The following is a 15,193-nucleotide window of genomic DNA, read 5'->3' as shown; positions in this document are numbered from 1 at the left end:
GTGTGCGGTGGAGAGCCGTCAGCCGGTGTTGCGCAGGCCGGCGGCGACGCCGTTCACGGTGAGGAGGAGGGCGCGGGCGAGCAGGGGGTCGGGGTCCTCGCCGCGTTCGGCGGCGGAGCGCTGGCGGGCGAGGAGGGCGACCTGGAGGTAGGAGATGGGGTCGAGGTAGGCGTCGCGGATGGCGAAGGTCTGCTGGAGGACCGGGTTGGAGTCGAGGAGCTGCCGGCCGCCGGTGACCTTGAGGACTTCGGCGACGGTGAGGGCGTGTTCGGCCTCGATGGTGGCGAAGACGTGCTTGAGGTCGTCGGGGACGAGGGTGTCGACGTAGTGGCGGGCGATCCGCAGGTCCGTCTTGGCCAGCGTCATCTCGACGTTGGAGAGGAAGTTGCGGAAGAAGTGCCAGTTCTCGTACATCTCGCCGAGTACGGCGTCGAGGCCGGCCTCGCGCAGGGCCTTGAGGCCGGAGCCGACGCCGAACCAGCCGGGGACGATCTGGCGGGACTGGGTCCAGCCGAAGACCCACGGGATGGCGCGCAGTCCGTCGAGGCCGGCGCCGGAGTCGGGCCGGCGCGAGGGCCTCGATCCCAGGTGGAGGTCGGCGAGCTGGTCGACGGGGGTGGAGGCGAAGAAGTAGGCGGGCAGGTCGGGGTCTTCGACGAGGCGCCGGTAGGCGGAGTGGGCGGCGTCGGAGACGGTGTCCATGGCCGCGTCCCAGCGGGCGAGGGCCTCGTCGGACTGGCGGGGCGCGGTGTGCAGGGCGGACGCCTGCAGGGTGGCGGCGACGGTCAGTTCGAGGTTCTCGCGGGCCAGCGACGGGATGAGGTACTTGTCGGAGATGACCTCGCCCTGCTCGGTGACCTTGATCTCGCCCTCCAGGGTGCCCCAGGGCTGGGCGAGGATGGCGTCGTGGGAGGGGCCGCCGCCGCGGCCGACGGTGCCGCCGCGGCCGTGGAAGAGGCGCAGGCGGACGCCGTAGCGGTGGGCGACGTCGCGCAGGCGGCGCTGGGCGCGGTGGATCTCCCACTGGGAGGTGGTGATGCCGCCGAACTTGGAGGAGTCGGAGTAGCCGAGCATGACTTCCTGGACGTCGCCGCGGAGGGAGACCAGGCGCCGGTAGGAGGGGTCGGCGAGCATGTCGTTGAGGATGACGTCGGCGGCCTTGAGCTCGTCGGTGGTCTCCAGGAGCGGCACGATGCCGATCTTGGCCCAGCCGGCGTGGAGGTCGATGAGGCCGGCCTCGCGGGCGAGGACGGTGGCGGCGAAGACGTCGTCGGCGCCCTGGCACATGGAGATGATGTAGGACTCGATGACCTCGGGGCCGAAGCGTTCGAAGGCTTCCTTGATGGTGCCGAAGACGCCGAGCGTCTTGGCGCCGGCGGCGTCGAGCGGCGCGGGGGTGGGGGCGAGGGGGCGGCGGGAGCGGAGTTCCTTGGCGAGGAGCTTCTGCCGGTAGTCGCGCGGCATGTCGGCGTAGCGCCAGGATTCCTCGCCGAGGCGGTCGAAGAGCTGGCCGAGGGCGTGGTGGTGGGCTTCGGCGTGCTCGCGGACGTCCATGGTGGCGAGCTGGAGGCCGAAGGCGGACAGGGTGCGGATGACCCGGTCCATGCGGCCGTCGGCGAAGAGGCCGCCGCGGTGTTCGCGCAGGGAGGTCTGGATGAGGGTGAGGTCGCGGATGAGTTCGGCGGTGCCGAGGTAGTCGCGGCCTTCCTGGTGGGGGGTGCCCTTGGCGAGGCGCTCGCGGGTGTTGAGGAGCTTCTGGCGGACGCAGGTGACCTTGAGCCGGTAGGGCTCCTCGGCGTTGAGGCGCTTGTAGCGGGGGCTGATCTCGGGCAGGAGGTCGAGGTCCCGCTGGAGGGAGTCCAGGAGTTCCTGGGTGGCTCCGGCGTAGCGGATGGAGTTGGAGAGCAGGCCGCGGAGGAAGTCGATGAGCTCCAGGGCGTCGGTGATGCCGTGCTCGTGCTGGAGGATCAGGACGTCCCAGGTGACCTGGGGGGTGACGTTGGGGTTGCCGTCGCGGTCGCCGCCGATCCAGGTGCCGAAGGTGAGGGGGCGGGTGCCGGCGGGCAGTTCGAAGCCGACGCGTTCGAGTTCGGCGGCGAGGTCCTCCAGGACGTCGCCGACGGCGCCGGCGTGGAGCTCGTCGAGGTAGTAGATGGCGTTGCGGGCCTCGTCGGCGGGCTCGGGCCGGACGACGCGCAGTTCGTCGGTCTGCCAGATGAGGTCGATGTTCTCGGCGAGCCGGAGGTCGGTGCGGCGCCGGTCGGCCTGGATGACGGGGGTCTCCAGGAGGGCGGCGATGCGCCGGAGCTTGTTGAGGACGGAGCGGCGGGCGGCCTCGGTGGGGTGGGCCGTGAAGACGGGCCGCACGTTGAGGTTCTTGATCGTCTGGCGTACGTGGGCGGGGTCGCCGTCCTTGAGCATGTCGGCGGTGCGGGCGAGGAGGCCGCCCTCGGCGGCGCGCTTCTCGCGCATCTCGCGGCCGCGGTGGACCTGCTCGGTGACGTTGGCGAGGTGGAAGTAGGTGGAGAAGGCCCGTACGAGCTTGGCGGCGGTCTCCAGTTCGACGCCGCGCAGCAGCTCGGCGGCGGCTTCGCCGTCCTCGCGGGTGAGGCGGCGGACCTTCTCGACGAGGTCGAGGAGCTCGTGGCCTTCCTGGCGGACGAGGGTCTCACCGAGGAGGTCGCCCAGTCGGCGGATGTCGGAGCGCAGTTCGGCGCTGGCGTTGGAGGTCTGGTCGGCACTGCTCACAGGTGCGGCTCCTTGCAGTGTTTGAGCACGTCTGGAGGGGTACTGGAGGCTTGCGGACCGCGCTGTCCGACGCACACAGGATAGGTGTCCGCGTCCGCGGCGCGGAGCACGCCCCGCCTTTGGCGCTCTTGCCGCGTGCCGAGGCACTGCCATACTTACGTGGCCGTAGGTTACGGAACCGTAGCCTCAAGAGTCCTTTCCCTACCCTCACCCCCAGAGGACACGTATGACCACAAGCCCCGAGGTGAGCTCTCCCGAGGCGCTCGCGTCCGCCGAGGCCCTGCCCTCCGCCACGCTCGGCGGGGACAACAAGCGTTCGATCGAGCAGATCACGTTGCTGCTGTTCATCACGGTGCCGTTCCTGGCCCTGGTCGCGGCGGTGCCGCTGGCCTGGGGGTGGGGGGTGAGCTGGCTCGATCTGGGGCTGATGACGGCGATGTACTTCATCGGCTGCCACGGCATCACGATCGGCTTCCACCGGTACTTCACGCACGGCTCGTTCAAGGCGAAACGTCCCCTCCGGATCGCGTTGGCGGTCATGGGGTCGCTGGCCGTGGAGGGGCCGCTGGTGCGCTGGGTGGCGGATCACCGCAAGCACCACAGGTTCTCGGACGCCGAGGGTGATCCGCATTCGCCGTGGCGGTTCGGGGAGACGGTCCCGGCGCTGATGAAGGGGCTGTGGTGGGCGCACATCGGGTGGATGTTCGACGAGGAGCAGACGCCGCAGCACAAGTACGCGCCCGATCTGATCAAGGATCCGGCGATCCGGGCCGTGTCGCGTCAGTTCGTGCTGTGGACGGTCGTCTCGCTCGCGATCCCGCCGGTGATCGGCGGTCTGGTGACGATGTCGTGGTGGGGGGCCTTCACGGCGTTCTTCTGGGGTTCCCTGGTGCGGGTGGCGCTGCTGCACCACGTCACCTGGTCGATCAACTCGATCTGTCACGCGGTGGGCAAGCGGCCGTTCAGGTCGCGTGACCGTTCGGGCAACGTGTGGTGGCTGGCGGTGCTGTCCTGCGGGGAGTCCTGGCACAACCTGCACCACGCCGATCCGACCTCGGCGCGGCACGGTGTGCTGCGCGGGCAGATCGACTCCAGTGCCCGGCTGATCCGCTGGTTCGAGCGGCTGGGCTGGGCGTACGACGTGCGCTGGCCGGCCAGGGAGCGGATCGACGCCCGGCGGCAGCGCGTGCCCGCTGACGCGGCATGATGGAGGACGTGGCGATCGACGGCAGTTCCAGCAGCGCGAGCGAGCAGCAGAAGCCCCGGCGTGGCCGCCGGGTGAGGATGACGGGCGCCGAGCGCCGGGAGCAGCTCCTCGACATCGGTCGCACGCTCTTCGCGGAGAAGGGCTTCGAGGGCACGTCGGTGGAGGAGATCGCGGCGAAGGCCGGGGTCTCCAAGCCGGTGGTGTACGAGCACTTCGGCGGCAAGGAGGGTCTCTACGCGGTCGTGGTGGACCGGGAGATGCGCCAGCTGCTGGACATGGTCACGGGTGCGCTGACCGCGGGGCATCCGCGTGAGCTGCTCGAACAGGCCGCGTTCGCGCTGCTCGACTACATCGAGCGCTATACGGACGGCTTCCGCATCCTGGTCCGCGATTCGCCGGTGGCGCAGTCGACGGGCACGTTCGCCTCGCTCATCAGTGACATCGCCACGCAGGTGGAGGACATCCTGGGTCTCGAGTTCAAGGCGCGGGGTTTTGATCCGAAGCTGGCCCCGCTGTACGCGCAGGCGCTGGTGGGCAGTGTGGCGCTGACGGGGCAGTGGTGGCTGGACGTGCGCAAGCCGAAGAAGGCGGAGGTCGCGGCGCATCTGGTGAATCTGGCCTGGCACGGTCTGGACGGTCTGGAGCAGAAGCCCCGGCTGATAGGGCATCGCAAGAGCTGACCGCTTGTGACGGGGGCGCCGCACCGTGGGTGGGGCGCCCCCGTCCGTAACATCAGGCGGCCTTCCGTGCGACGGCGAAGATTCGCCGGAACGGGAACGGGGTGCCGTGGGGGCCGGGCGGGTATGCCTCACGGAGCCGGTCGCGGTACTGGGCGAGGAAGGACTCGGTGGCGGCGCGGTCGTCCCTGAGGGCGGTGAGGACGGGTCTGAGGGCGGTGCCCTTGACCCAGTCGAGCACGGGGTCCTCACCGGGGAGCATCTGGTGGTAGGTGGTCTCCCAGACGTCCGTCTCACAGCCGAGGTCGGTGAGCCGCTGCAGGTAGTCGGCCGCGTCCAGGATGTGGACGAAGCGCCGGCCGAGGTCGCCCACGCGGTCGCGCCACTCGGGGGTCTCGCACAGTTCGCCGAGCAGGGCGTGGCTCGGCGAGGTGAAGTTGCCGGGCACCTGGAAGGCGAGGGTTCCGCCGGGCCTGAGTCCGTCGATCCAGCAGGCGAAGGACTCGGGGTGGTTGGGCACCCATTGCAGGGCCGCGTTGGAGACGATCAGGTCGTAGGGTTCGTCGGGGGTCCAGTGCGCGGCGTCGGCGGGCCGGAAGTCGAGCCATCCGCCCCCCGCGGTGGTGCCCGCCCAGTCCTTTTCGGCCCGTTCCAGCATCTCGGGCGAGAGGTCGAATCCGGTGATGTGCGCGTCGGGCCAGCGGTCGGCGAGCAGGGCGGTGACGTTGCCGGGGCCGCAGCCGAGGTCGGCGATGCGGGCGGGCCGGTCGCCCGGGGGAAGCTGCGGTATTCGGGCGAGCAGGTCGAGGAAGGGCCGCGTGCGGTGGCCGGAGTGACGGAGGTACTGCTGTGGGTCCCACGTGGGTGCGGCGGAGTCCACGGAATGCATGTTCGAAGCCCCCTTGCTGGAATGAGATGCCGAAGCGGAACGGCGTTCCGGCCCGGTCTCTTCCCCATAGTCCAGCAGACTATATCTCGACATCAAGAATCTTGACATCGACAATAACGACACCAAGAGACTTTATGTCAACAGACCCTCTACACTGATCGTCATGGAGGACGAGGTCGACCGACTGGTCGCTGCATGGCGCCGCGAGCGCCCCGACCTCGACGTGGAACCGCTCGAGGTGCTCAGCCGCGTGTCCCGGCTGGCCCGCCACCTGGACCGCGCCCGTCGGCTCGCGTTCTCCGAGCACCAGCTGGAGCCCTGGGAATTCGACGTCCTGACGTCGCTGCGCAGGGCCGGCGCGCCCTACCAGCTCTCCCCCGGCCAGCTGCTCACCCAGACCCTGGTCACCTCGGGCACCATGACCAACCGCATCGACCGGCTCGCCAAGAAGGGCCTGGTCGAACGGCTCCCCGACCCCAGCGACCGGCGCGGCGTGCTGGTCCGCCTCACCCCCGAGGGCCGCGACCGCGCCGACCAGGCCCTCGCCGGGCTGCTCGCCCAGGAGCGCGCCATCCTGGCCCGCCTCTCGCGCACCCAGCGCGGCGAACTGGCCGGTCTGCTACGCCAGTTGACCGCCCCGTTCGACAACATCCCCGGCTGAGGGCCCGTCCTGCACCGGCCCGACCCCGGCCCGCCGCGCCAGCGCCACCGCCGCCAGCGTCGAGTGCACCCCCAGCTTCCCCAGCACGTTCTGCATGTGCGTCCGCACCGTATGGGGGCTGAGGAAGAGCCGCTCCGCGACGGCCTTCCGCCCGAGCCCGGCCACCATGCAGCCCAGCACCTCGCGCTCCCTCGGCGTCAGCGACTCCACCAGGCGCTCGCTCTCCGTGCGGTGCCGGCGCGCCTCCGTGAGCTCCCGCAGCACGCCCGTGAGCAACGCCGGCGGCAGATGCGTCTCGTCGCGCAGCACCCCCCGCACCACGGCGAGCAGCCGTTGCAGCGAGCAGTCCTTGGCCACCCAGCCCCAGGCCCCGGCCTGCAGGGCGAGCGCCGCGCGCCGGGCGTCATCCTTCTCGGCGAGCACCACCACCCGCACGCCGGGGCGCGACTCCCGCAGCTCACCGGCCCAGGCCACGCCGTCGGCATCGCCCAGATCGGCGTCGACCAGCAGGACGTCGAAGCGCCGGCCCTCGGCCGCGCCGCGGTCCAGACAGCGCAGGGCGGCGGGCCCACTGCCCGCCGCGGCCACGTCGATGTCGGGCTCCGCCGCGAGCGCGGCGGCCAGCGACTCGGCGAAGACCCGGTGGTCGTCCACCACCAGAACCCGGATACGGGCCACGGACACCCCCAATCGTGCGAGGAACGGCCCGGCGCGGGCACGGCGCCGGAGCGAGGCCGCCGGTGACACGGCCGCCGCCGTACCCGCCGGTCCCCGCCCCGGGCGCCGTACCCGGCGGGTCTCGATACCCCTGATCAGCACCGGCCCCCACCGATGCTGCGCACAGACTACGGGCGCGCCGCACCGCCCGAGGGGAAAACCCCGATGTCCGACCCGAACGGGCACCCTCGGGCGCGAAGGGTGACGCGCGGGGCACCGCCCCGGCCCGGCCCCCGCCCGCTGCGGCTCCCCGAAGCGGCCCCGCCCCCGCCGGCGGCTCCCCAAGGCGCCGGGTCCCGCCGCTGCGGCTCCCCCAAGCGGCCCGGCGTCAGGCCAGCCGCCGCGCCCCCGCGGCCGGCACGGCCGGGAAGACGCGGGGCGGCGCGTACCCGGCCTCGCGGAAGGCGCTGGCCACCGCCCGGGCCACCGCGTCGGCCGCGGCGTCTTCCACCAGCACCACGGCCGAGCCCCCGAAGCCGCCGCCGGTCATCCGGGCCCCCAGGGCGCCGGCCGCGTTCGCCGCCTCGACCGCGAGGTCCAGCTCGGCGCACGACACCCGCAGGTCGTCCCGCAGGGACGCGTGCCCCTCGGTCAGCACCGCACCGGCGCCCCGCACGTCCCCCGCGTCGAGCAGGGCGATGACGCGCTCCACCCGCCCGTTGTCGGAGACGACGTGCCGGACGTAGCGGCGAACCGTTTCGTCGCTCACCCTCCCGAGGGCGTCCGGCAGGTGCGCGGCGCTCACGTCACGCAGCGCCCGCACGCCGAGCGCCCGCGCACCGGCCTCACACCCGGCGCGCCGCTCCGCGTACGCGCCGTCCCCGAGCGCGTGCTTCACGCGGGTGTCGACGACCAGGAGCCGCAGCCCCACCGCCGCGAGGTCGAAGGGCACCTGCCGGTACGACAGGTCGCGGGTGTCCAGGTGCAGCGCGTGCCCCTCGGTGGCGCAGGCGGAGGCCATCTGGTCCATCACCCCGCACGGCACGCCCACGAAGCCGTTCTCGGCCCGCTGCGCGAGCACGGCGAGACCGGGCCGCGAGAGCCCGAGGCCGAACAGCTCGTCGAGGGCGAGGGCGGTCACGACCTCCAAGGCGGCGGAGGAGGAGAGCCCGGCCCCGGTCGGCACCGTGGAGGCGAGGTGCACATCGGCGCCGCCGACCGTGTGGCCGGCCTCCCGGAGCGCCCACACCACACCGGCCGGGTAGGCGGCCCACCCCTCGACGGAGCCGGGGGCGAGCGTCTCGGTCTCCACCCGGACGACACCGCCGTCGACGTCGGCGGAGTGCAGCCGCAGCACGCCGTCGTCCCGGCGGCGGACCGCGGCGACGGCGGTGTGCGGCAGGGCGAGCGGCAGCACGAAGCCCTCGTTGAAGTCGGTGTACTCCCCGATCAGGTTGACCCGTCCGGGAGCGGCCCAGACCCCCTCGGGGTCCGCCCCGTACAGGGCGGCGAACTCCGCCGCGACCCGTGCCGCGGCCCGCGCGTCCGGGCCCGCGGCCGCATCCGCGGCCGTCACGCCCCCCGCAGCGGCCCCCGTACCGACGCCCGCCCCCACACCGCTCATGCCCGGTCCTGCTCCTTCTTCTTCGCGAACGCCCAGGCGTCCTCGACGATGGCCGCCAGATCCGGGCGGGACGGGGTCCAGCCGAGGCGCTCGCGCGCGGTCTCGGCGGAGGCGACGAGCACGGCCGGGTCCCCGGCGCGGCGCTCGGCCATGACCTCGGGCACGGGGTGGCCGGTGACCTTGCGGACGGTCTCGACGACCTCCCGCACGGAGAAGCCGTTGCCGTTGCCGAGGTTGCAGATGAGGTGCTCGCCGGGGGTCATCGCGTCCAGGGCCAGCAGATGGGCCTCGGCGAGGTCGGCGACGTGGATGTAGTCGCGCACGCAGGTGCCGTCGGGCGTCGGGTAGTCGTCGCCGTAGACGTTGATCGCCTCGCGCTTGCCCAGGGCCACCTGGAGCACGAGGGGGATCAGGTGGGACTCGGGGTCGTGGCGCTCGCCGCACTCGCCGTAGGCGCCGGCGACGTTGAAGTAGCGCAGCGAGACGGCGGCGAGGCCGTGGGCGGCGCACTCGCCGGTGATCATGTGGTCGACGGCGAGCTTGGTGGCGCCGTAGGGGTTGGTCGGCGCGGTGGGCGCGGACTCGGTGATCGGCACGGTCTCCGGCTCGCCGTAGGTGGCGGCGGTGGAGGAGAAGACGAGCCTCGGCACGCCGGCCTCGCGCATGGCGGCGAGGAGCGCCATGGTGCCGCCGACGTTGTTGTCCCAGTACTTCTCGGGCCTGGCGACGGACTCGCCGACCTGCGAGAAGGCGGCGAAGTGGAGCACGCCGTCGTAGGAGGGGTCCAGGTGCCGGGCGGCGTCCTGGATGCGGCCCTCGATGAAGGCCGCCCCGGCGGGCACGCCCTCGCGGAAGCCCGTGGAGAGGTCGTCGAGGACCGTGACCTCGTGTCCCGCCTCCAGGAGGTGGGCCGCGACCGTGCTGCCCACATAGCCGGCTCCACCGGTCACCAGGTACTTGCTCAACTGCTTGCCACCTCTCGGAGTCTGTCGGCCGCGGACTCGGGCGACACGTCGTTCATGAACGCGCCCATGCCGGATTCGGTGCCCGCGAGGTACTTCAGCTTGCCAGAGGCCCGCCGGACGGTGAAAAGCTCCAGGTGCAGCGCGAACTCCTCCCGCTCGGGGTGGACGGCCGGCGCCTGGTGCCAGGCGGCGATGTAGGGCGTCGGCGGCTCGTCCGTACCGAAGAGGCGGTCGAAGCGGCGCAGCAGCTCCAGGTAGATCCGCGGGAACTCCTCGCGCGCGGCCCGGCCCAGGTGGGTCAGGTCGGTGACCCGGCGGGTGGGGTAGAGGTGCACCTCGTACGGCCAGCGGGCGGCGTAGGGGACGAAGGCGACCCAGTGCCCGCCCGCCAGGACCACCCGCTCGCCGGCCCGTTCCCGCTCCAGGACGTCGTCGAAGAGGTTGCGCCCGGTGCGGGCGCGGTGTGCCGCGGCGTTGCGCAGCATGGTCGTGGTGCGGGGGGTGGGGAAGGGGAAGGCGTAGATCTGCCCGTGCGGGTGGGCGAGGGTGACGCCGATCTCGGCGCCGCGGTTCTCGAAGCAGTAGACCTGTGCGACGCCGTCACGGGCGGAGAGCTCCGCGGTGCGGTCGGTCCAGGCGGCCAGGACGAGGGCGGCCCGTTCCTCGTCGAGGTCGGCGAAGGACGCCCGGTGGTCGGAGGTGAAGCAGACGACCTCGCAGCGTCCGCCGGCGCCCGACAGCGAGGGGAAGCGGTTCTCGAAGACGACGACCTCGTAGGAGCCGTCCGGGATCTCGCTCTGCCACTCCTCGGTCGTGGGGCACAGGGGGCAGGTGTCGGCGGGCGGGTGGTGGACGCGGCCCTGCCGGTGCGAGGCGATGGCGACGTTCTCGTCGAGGAGGGGGTCGTGGCGGATCTCGGAGGCGGAGGTGACGGGGTCGAGGGGCCTGCGGTCGACGGCGTCGCGGACGGTGTCGTCGTGCGCGTCGAAGTAGATGAGCTCACGCCCGTCGGCGAGGCGGGTGACGGTCTTCTTCACGGCGGGCGGCCTCTCGTAGCCTGCGTCAAACAGAACCACCCACAAAAAACCACAATCGAACATCGGAGGTCAACACTCCCCCATGAACGACCACCGGTCGTTTCACACGGAAGAATTACGAGCGCTGCACCGGCACCCGGTCGAGCAGCCCCGTGCGCGCCGCGAGCGCCGCCGCCTCCAGACGCGAGCCCACGCCCAGCTTCATCAGCACCCGCTGGACGTGCGTGCGCGCCGTGCTCGGCGCGATCTCCATCCGGGCCGCGATCACCCGGGTGTCCTCGCCCTCCGCCACCCGGACCAGGACCTCCGCCTCGCGCGGGGTGAGCAGCCGCAGCAGCCGCTGCCCCTCGTCGTCCGGCTGCACCGCCGGGTCGAGCAGCTCCGCGAAGGCCGCCTGGACCAGCTGCGGCGCCACCGCCGCCTCGCCCGCCCGCGCCTTCAGCAGGGCCCGCTCGACGCCCTCGATCCGCTCGTCGTGCCGGACGTATCCCGAGGCCCCCGCGGCGAAGGCGGCGGCGATCCCGCGCGGCGAGGGCACCGGGCCGAGCACCACCACCGCCACCTGCGGCCGCTCCCGCTTGATCCTTACGACGGGGTCGAAGGTCCCCGGTTCGGCCGGTGCCGACGTCCCGAGCAGGCAGACCTCCGGCGCACGGCTCACTACCAGCTCCGCCGCGCCCGCCACCGGCGCCGCCGCGGCGAGCACCCGGTGCCCGCGCAGCTTCAGCGCCGAGGCCAGCGCCTCCGCGTGCAGTCGGTGGTCGTCGACCACCACGAGCCGAACGCCCATCGGTCCTCCCCCGTCTCCGGGCCGGCCTGACCCCGGCCACCCTGCCCGGCAAGCTACACACTCCCCCGCCCCGCTTTGCCCCAATCGCAACGTGGGGCCCCTCCATGACGGAGGGGCCCCACGGGGAGGTGGTGCGACGACCGGGTCCGGGTCAGCCCGCGGCCGAGAAGGCGACGGCCAGGTACTTCTTGAACGTCGAGGAGCTGTCGGTCCTGCTCTTGCTCAGCAGCATCTCCGAGATGATCAGCCGCCCGTCGGCGTACCGGTACTCGGCACCGTTCAGGCTGAAGCTGGTCTCCATGTCCCGGGTCGGCCGGTCCGACGGGTTCTCCATCAGCAGCGTCGACTTCATCGTGCCGCCGTCGATGGACACGACCTGCCCGCCCTTGTCGTAGGGCGGCCACTTGTAGGCGATGAGGTTGCCGCCGTCCATGCGCAGCGGGACCAGCTTCCAGCGGTCGCCGGCGTCGGCCTTCTCCGGCACCGGGTTGCCGTTGGCCAGGTCGAAGGCGACGATCTCGTTGGTCTCGTCGCCGTACTCGCCGGTGCTGCCGTCGTGCTCCTCGGTCGGCAGGTACAGCCGGCCGTTGCCGACGAGGGCGCCCGTGCACGCGTCGACCTTGGTGGCGCGGCAGCGGACCGCGTAACGGTCCGCGTCCGCCGTGATCTTGGCCTTGAGCTTGCCGGTCTTCTCGTCGATCGAGAAGAAGTCGGAGACGTTGCTGCCGTCACCGGCGGTGTCGCCGACGTCGGCCGCGACGACCAGCGGCTTGGTGGAGACGACCGAGGCGAAGTCGACGCCCGGGGGCATCTTGTACTGCGAGACCGGCGCGCCCGTCGTCGGGTTGAGGTTCTGGATCGTGACCGTCGGGTTGTCGTACGAGCCGCACTTGCGGACCGCGACGAGCCCGCCCTCACCGCCGCCGTAGCCGAGGTCCTCGCAGTTGTTCGCGTTGGCCTGCGGCTTCCAGCGCGGGTTGCCGTTGGCCAGGTCGAAGGCGGCGCCGCCGTCCAGGCCGCCGGCCGCCACGGTCTGGCCGTGCACGGTGACCTCGGCGAAGGACACCTTCTTGTCGCCGGCCGTGCCGCCCTTGAGGGAGGTCGACCACACCAGCTTGCCCGTGGTGAGGTCGAGCAGGCCGATCTCGGTGCACGGCTGGTAGTAGCGCGGCGGAAGGCGCTTCGTCGCCTCGAAGAGGATCGGCACCTTGTGGTCGGCCGTCGTGTGGCGCGAGGCGCCGCAGACCTGACCGGTCAGCGGCAGGGTCCACAGGGCCGTGCCCTTGGCCAGGTCGTAGGCGACGACGGAGTTGATGCCCGGCTTGACGAAGGCCTTGTCGGTGATCCAGGAGCCGGTGACGTCGGTGACGTCGGGGACGACCGGCGTCGGCAGCTGGAAGGCCAGCTTGGACTTGGTGTTCGCCGGCACCTTCTCCTTGCCGCCCCCGCCGAGGCCGTTCGCCCCGCCGTCCTTGCCGCCGGTGGCGGCTCCGGAGCTGCCCTTGGCCTCGGTGCCCTCGTCACCGCTGCCGGAGTTCGCGTACCACACGCCGCCGCCGATCAGCAGCACGACGGCCACGGCCGCCGCGATGATGATCTGCAGCTGCGCCGACAGCTTCCTGCCGCCGCCGGGGGCCGGCGGGGGCGTCGGCTGGTACTGCGGCGCGTACGGCCCGGGCTGGGCAGGGGGCTGCCCCGGGTAGCCGTACTGCTGCTGCATCGGCTGCGTGGGCGGCTGCTGCGGGTGGCCGTACGGCGGCTGCTGTACGGGCGGCTGCGCGGGCGGCGGGACCGGCTGCTGCTGCGGGTAGCCGTACGGCGGCTGGGCCGGCGGGGGCGTCGGCGCGCCGAACCCGCCCTGGGGGTCGCCCCAGGGCGAAGAGCCCGGAGGAGGGTCCTGCGGCGCGCCGAAGCCGCCGGGGGGAGGCCCCGGGGGCTGGTTCGGCGGTGGCGGCGGCTGGGTCATGGCGTGGGTACCTCGAAGGAGTCGGTGAGCGGACGGGACGGGCGGGGCGTCACTTGCCGTAGGCCATCATCGTCTTGGTCTCCATCTCCGCCTTGTCGTTGGAGGCGGAGACCCGGCCGGCCGCGATCACGAACGTGCCGTTCGAGTAGGCGTAGCCGGCGTCGTAGAAGGAGCTCTCGACCGAGGAGACCGCCGCCTGGTGCTGGAGCAGCACCTTGGGCGCGCCGCCCGTCGGGGCGAGGGTCGCGACCTGGCCGCCCGCGTCGTAGCGCGGCTCGACGTACAGCAGGACCTCCGAGCCCTCCATGCGCAGCGGCGACATCTGCTGCTCACCGGGCGCCTTGGAGCGCCACTTGGCCTTGCCGGTGTTCAGGTCGAAGGCGACGACCTCGTTCGGGGTGCCGTAGGCGGTCTCGGTCGCCATGTAGAAGGTGTTGGCGTCCGCGGCGACTCCGGTGCAGCCCTGGAGGTTCTTGCCGAAGATGACGAAGCTGCCGCCGCACTTGGGGGCGAACTTGTCGTTGCCGCCCTGGATCTGCGAGCGCTCCTTGCCGTCGGCGGTCAGCGAGAAGATCGCCCACTTCTTCTGCTCGCGCTGGGTGGCGGAGACCACGATCGGGTCGACCGAGTAGACCTTGTCGACCTCCCAGCCGGTCTGCAGCTTGAAGGACCACTTGGGCTTGCCGGTGTTGGGGTCGACCTCGCTGACCGCGTGCGACTCCTTGTTGACGTCGCCGGTGGGGCACTTGGAGGCGGCGATCAGCTTGCTGCCGCCCGCGTAGGCGTAGGGCTTGCAGCCGGTGGTCGGGCCGGTGAACAGCTGCCGGCCGTCGGCGAGCGAGAAGCCGTAGGCGGAGCTGGAGCCGGAGGCGGTCACCGTGTTGCCGCTGATGGTGAGGGTGTTGTCGGAGAAGGCGAAGAGGCCGGTCGGCTTGGGGATGGCCTTCGTCCAGCCCTTCTTGCCGGTCTTGAGGTCGACCTGCTGCATCTGGAGGCACTTGGCGCGGTCGCCGGCGCTGTCCTTGTAGCCGAAGACCATGACGCCGGTGGCGGACGGCTCCGGCGGGGCGGCGCACAGCTCGTAGGGCACGTCGACGTGCCACTTGGGGGAGCCGTCGGCGAGGCTGTAGCCGTCGATGCCCTTGTACATGGCCTTGACGACGGTGTCGCCGACGATCCACGGGCCGTAGACGTCGGCGCCGTTCTTGGGCAGGTCGACGTTGTTCTTGAGCAGCCAGCTGATCTTGGCCTCGCCGTCCTTGCGGCCGTCGTTCAGCCCCTTCTCGCCGTTCTCGCCGTCACCGCTGCCGTCGCCCTTGTCGACGGACTCGGTCGGCTTCGGCAGGGTGGAGGAGGAGGTGGTCGGGCCCGCGACCGGCTCCTTCTCGTCACCGTCGCCGAACGCGAGCCAGGAGACGCCGCCGACGACGAGCAGCGCGGCGGCGGCCGCGGCGACGATGAGGCCGGGCTTGCCCTGGAAGGGGTTCTTGCCGCCGCCGGGGGGCGGGGTCTGCATCGGGGCGGTGGGGTAGCCGCCGTAAGGATTCGGCTGCTGGCCGTACGGGCCGGGCTGCTGGCCGTAGGGACCCGGCTGCTGCTGGTACGGGCCGGGCTGGGCCGGCGGCTGCTGCGGGTAGCCGTACGGGCCGGGCTGGGCCGGCGGCTGCTGCGGGTAGCCGTACGGGCCGGGCTGGGCGGGCGGCGGCGTCTGCGGGGCGGCCTGCGGCGGTGCGGGCGGAACCGGCGGTGCCTGCGGCGGGACCGGCGGCGCCGGCGGGACGTTCTGGCCCGGGTTCTGGTTCGGGTTCTGGTTCGGGTCCGGAGCGCCGAAGCCCCCCGGCACCGGCGGCTGGTTGCTGGGCGGCTGGGTCATCAGCGCTTCCCCCTTGATGTGAGCGGGTTTTCTTTCTACCACTCACCGGGTGGCGCAAAAGCGACCGGTCCGCCCGTTGTTCCCAAGGGAGAACCGGCC

The 15,193-nt window shown here is 72.2% G+C and carries 12 protein-coding genes; 3 read left to right on the top strand and 9 right to left on the bottom strand.

The annotated features are described in order from the left end of the window. Positions 1–18: 18 nt before the first annotated feature. Positions 19–2,748: a phosphoenolpyruvate carboxylase gene (gene ppc / locus ABD954_RS20495; protein ID WP_345487593.1), complete on the bottom strand. Its 2,730-nt coding sequence runs from the start codon at positions 2,746–2,748 to the stop codon at positions 19–21. Positions 2,749–2,974: 226 nt separating this feature from the next. On the opposite strand from ppc, the gene ABD954_RS20490 reads away from it, so the two are divergent. Then, positions 2,975–3,955 (top strand): acyl-CoA desaturase, encoded by a 981-nt coding sequence (locus ABD954_RS20490; protein ID WP_345487591.1) that lies wholly within the window; start codon positions 2,975–2,977, stop codon positions 3,953–3,955. Continuing rightward, positions 3,952–4,635 (top strand): TetR/AcrR family transcriptional regulator, encoded by a 684-nt coding sequence (locus ABD954_RS20485; RefSeq protein ID WP_345487589.1) that lies wholly within the window; start codon positions 3,952–3,954, stop codon positions 4,633–4,635. The genes ABD954_RS20490 and ABD954_RS20485 overlap by 4 nt, the downstream gene beginning before the upstream one ends. 52 nt (positions 4,636–4,687) lie before the next feature. Here ABD954_RS20485 and ABD954_RS20480 read toward each other — a convergent pair whose 3' ends face one another. Beyond that, positions 4,688–5,521 (bottom strand): trans-aconitate 2-methyltransferase, encoded by an 834-nt coding sequence (locus ABD954_RS20480; RefSeq protein ID WP_345487587.1) that lies wholly within the window; start codon positions 5,519–5,521, stop codon positions 4,688–4,690. 163 nt (positions 5,522–5,684) lie between these two features. On the opposite strand from ABD954_RS20480, the gene ABD954_RS20475 reads away from it, so the two are divergent. Continuing rightward, positions 5,685–6,182 carry a MarR family winged helix-turn-helix transcriptional regulator gene (locus tag ABD954_RS20475; RefSeq protein WP_345487585.1) on the top strand — a complete coding sequence of 166 codons (498 nt, stop codon included), beginning with the start codon at positions 5,685–5,687 and terminating at the stop codon, positions 6,180–6,182. Here the strand turns inward: ABD954_RS20475 and ABD954_RS20470 are convergent. The 7 genes from ABD954_RS20470 to ABD954_RS20440 form a co-directional block, all read right to left on the bottom strand. Beyond that, a complete protein-coding gene (locus ABD954_RS20470; RefSeq protein WP_345487583.1) occupies positions 6,141–6,860 on the bottom strand; it encodes a response regulator in 720 nt (239 codons plus the stop codon). The two genes, ABD954_RS20475 and ABD954_RS20470, sit on opposite strands and share 42 nt — an antisense overlap. A 367-nt stretch (positions 6,861–7,227) precedes the next feature. After that, positions 7,228–8,463, bottom strand: a complete 1,236-nt coding sequence (galK, locus tag ABD954_RS20465; RefSeq protein ID WP_345487581.1) for a galactokinase — start codon at positions 8,461–8,463, stop codon at positions 7,228–7,230. Then, complete coding sequence (galE, locus tag ABD954_RS20460; RefSeq protein WP_345487579.1) at positions 8,460–9,428, bottom strand: UDP-glucose 4-epimerase GalE; 969 nt, start codon at positions 9,426–9,428, stop codon at positions 8,460–8,462. Before galE ends, galK begins: the two co-directional genes overlap by 4 nt. Continuing rightward, positions 9,425–10,465, bottom strand: a complete 1,041-nt coding sequence (gene galT / locus ABD954_RS20455; RefSeq protein WP_345487577.1) for a galactose-1-phosphate uridylyltransferase — start codon at positions 10,463–10,465, stop codon at positions 9,425–9,427. Before galT ends, galE begins: the two co-directional genes overlap by 4 nt. 115 nt (positions 10,466–10,580) lie before the next feature. Next, positions 10,581–11,255: a response regulator transcription factor gene (locus tag ABD954_RS20450; RefSeq protein WP_345487575.1), complete on the bottom strand. Its 675-nt coding sequence runs from the start codon at positions 11,253–11,255 to the stop codon at positions 10,581–10,583. 151 nt (positions 11,256–11,406) lie between these two features. After that, the gene (locus ABD954_RS20445) at positions 11,407–13,221 is read right to left on the bottom strand and encodes an outer membrane protein assembly factor BamB family protein (RefSeq protein WP_345487573.1); all 1,815 of its coding nucleotides are present in this window, start codon (positions 13,219–13,221) and stop codon (positions 11,407–11,409) included. A 49-nt stretch (positions 13,222–13,270) separates the two neighbouring features. Next, entirely contained in the window at positions 13,271–15,094 is a 1,824-nt protein-coding gene (locus ABD954_RS20440; protein ID WP_345487571.1) for an outer membrane protein assembly factor BamB family protein, read from the bottom strand. Between the last annotated feature and the right edge of the window lie 99 nt (positions 15,095–15,193).

The sequence above is a fragment of the Streptomyces roseoviridis genome (assembly GCF_039535235.1).
Taxonomy (GTDB): domain Bacteria; phylum Actinomycetota; class Actinomycetes; order Streptomycetales; family Streptomycetaceae; genus Streptomyces; species Streptomyces roseoviridis.
Note: the sequence above shows the minus strand (reverse complement) of the source record. Positions and strands in the feature narration are given on the sequence as shown.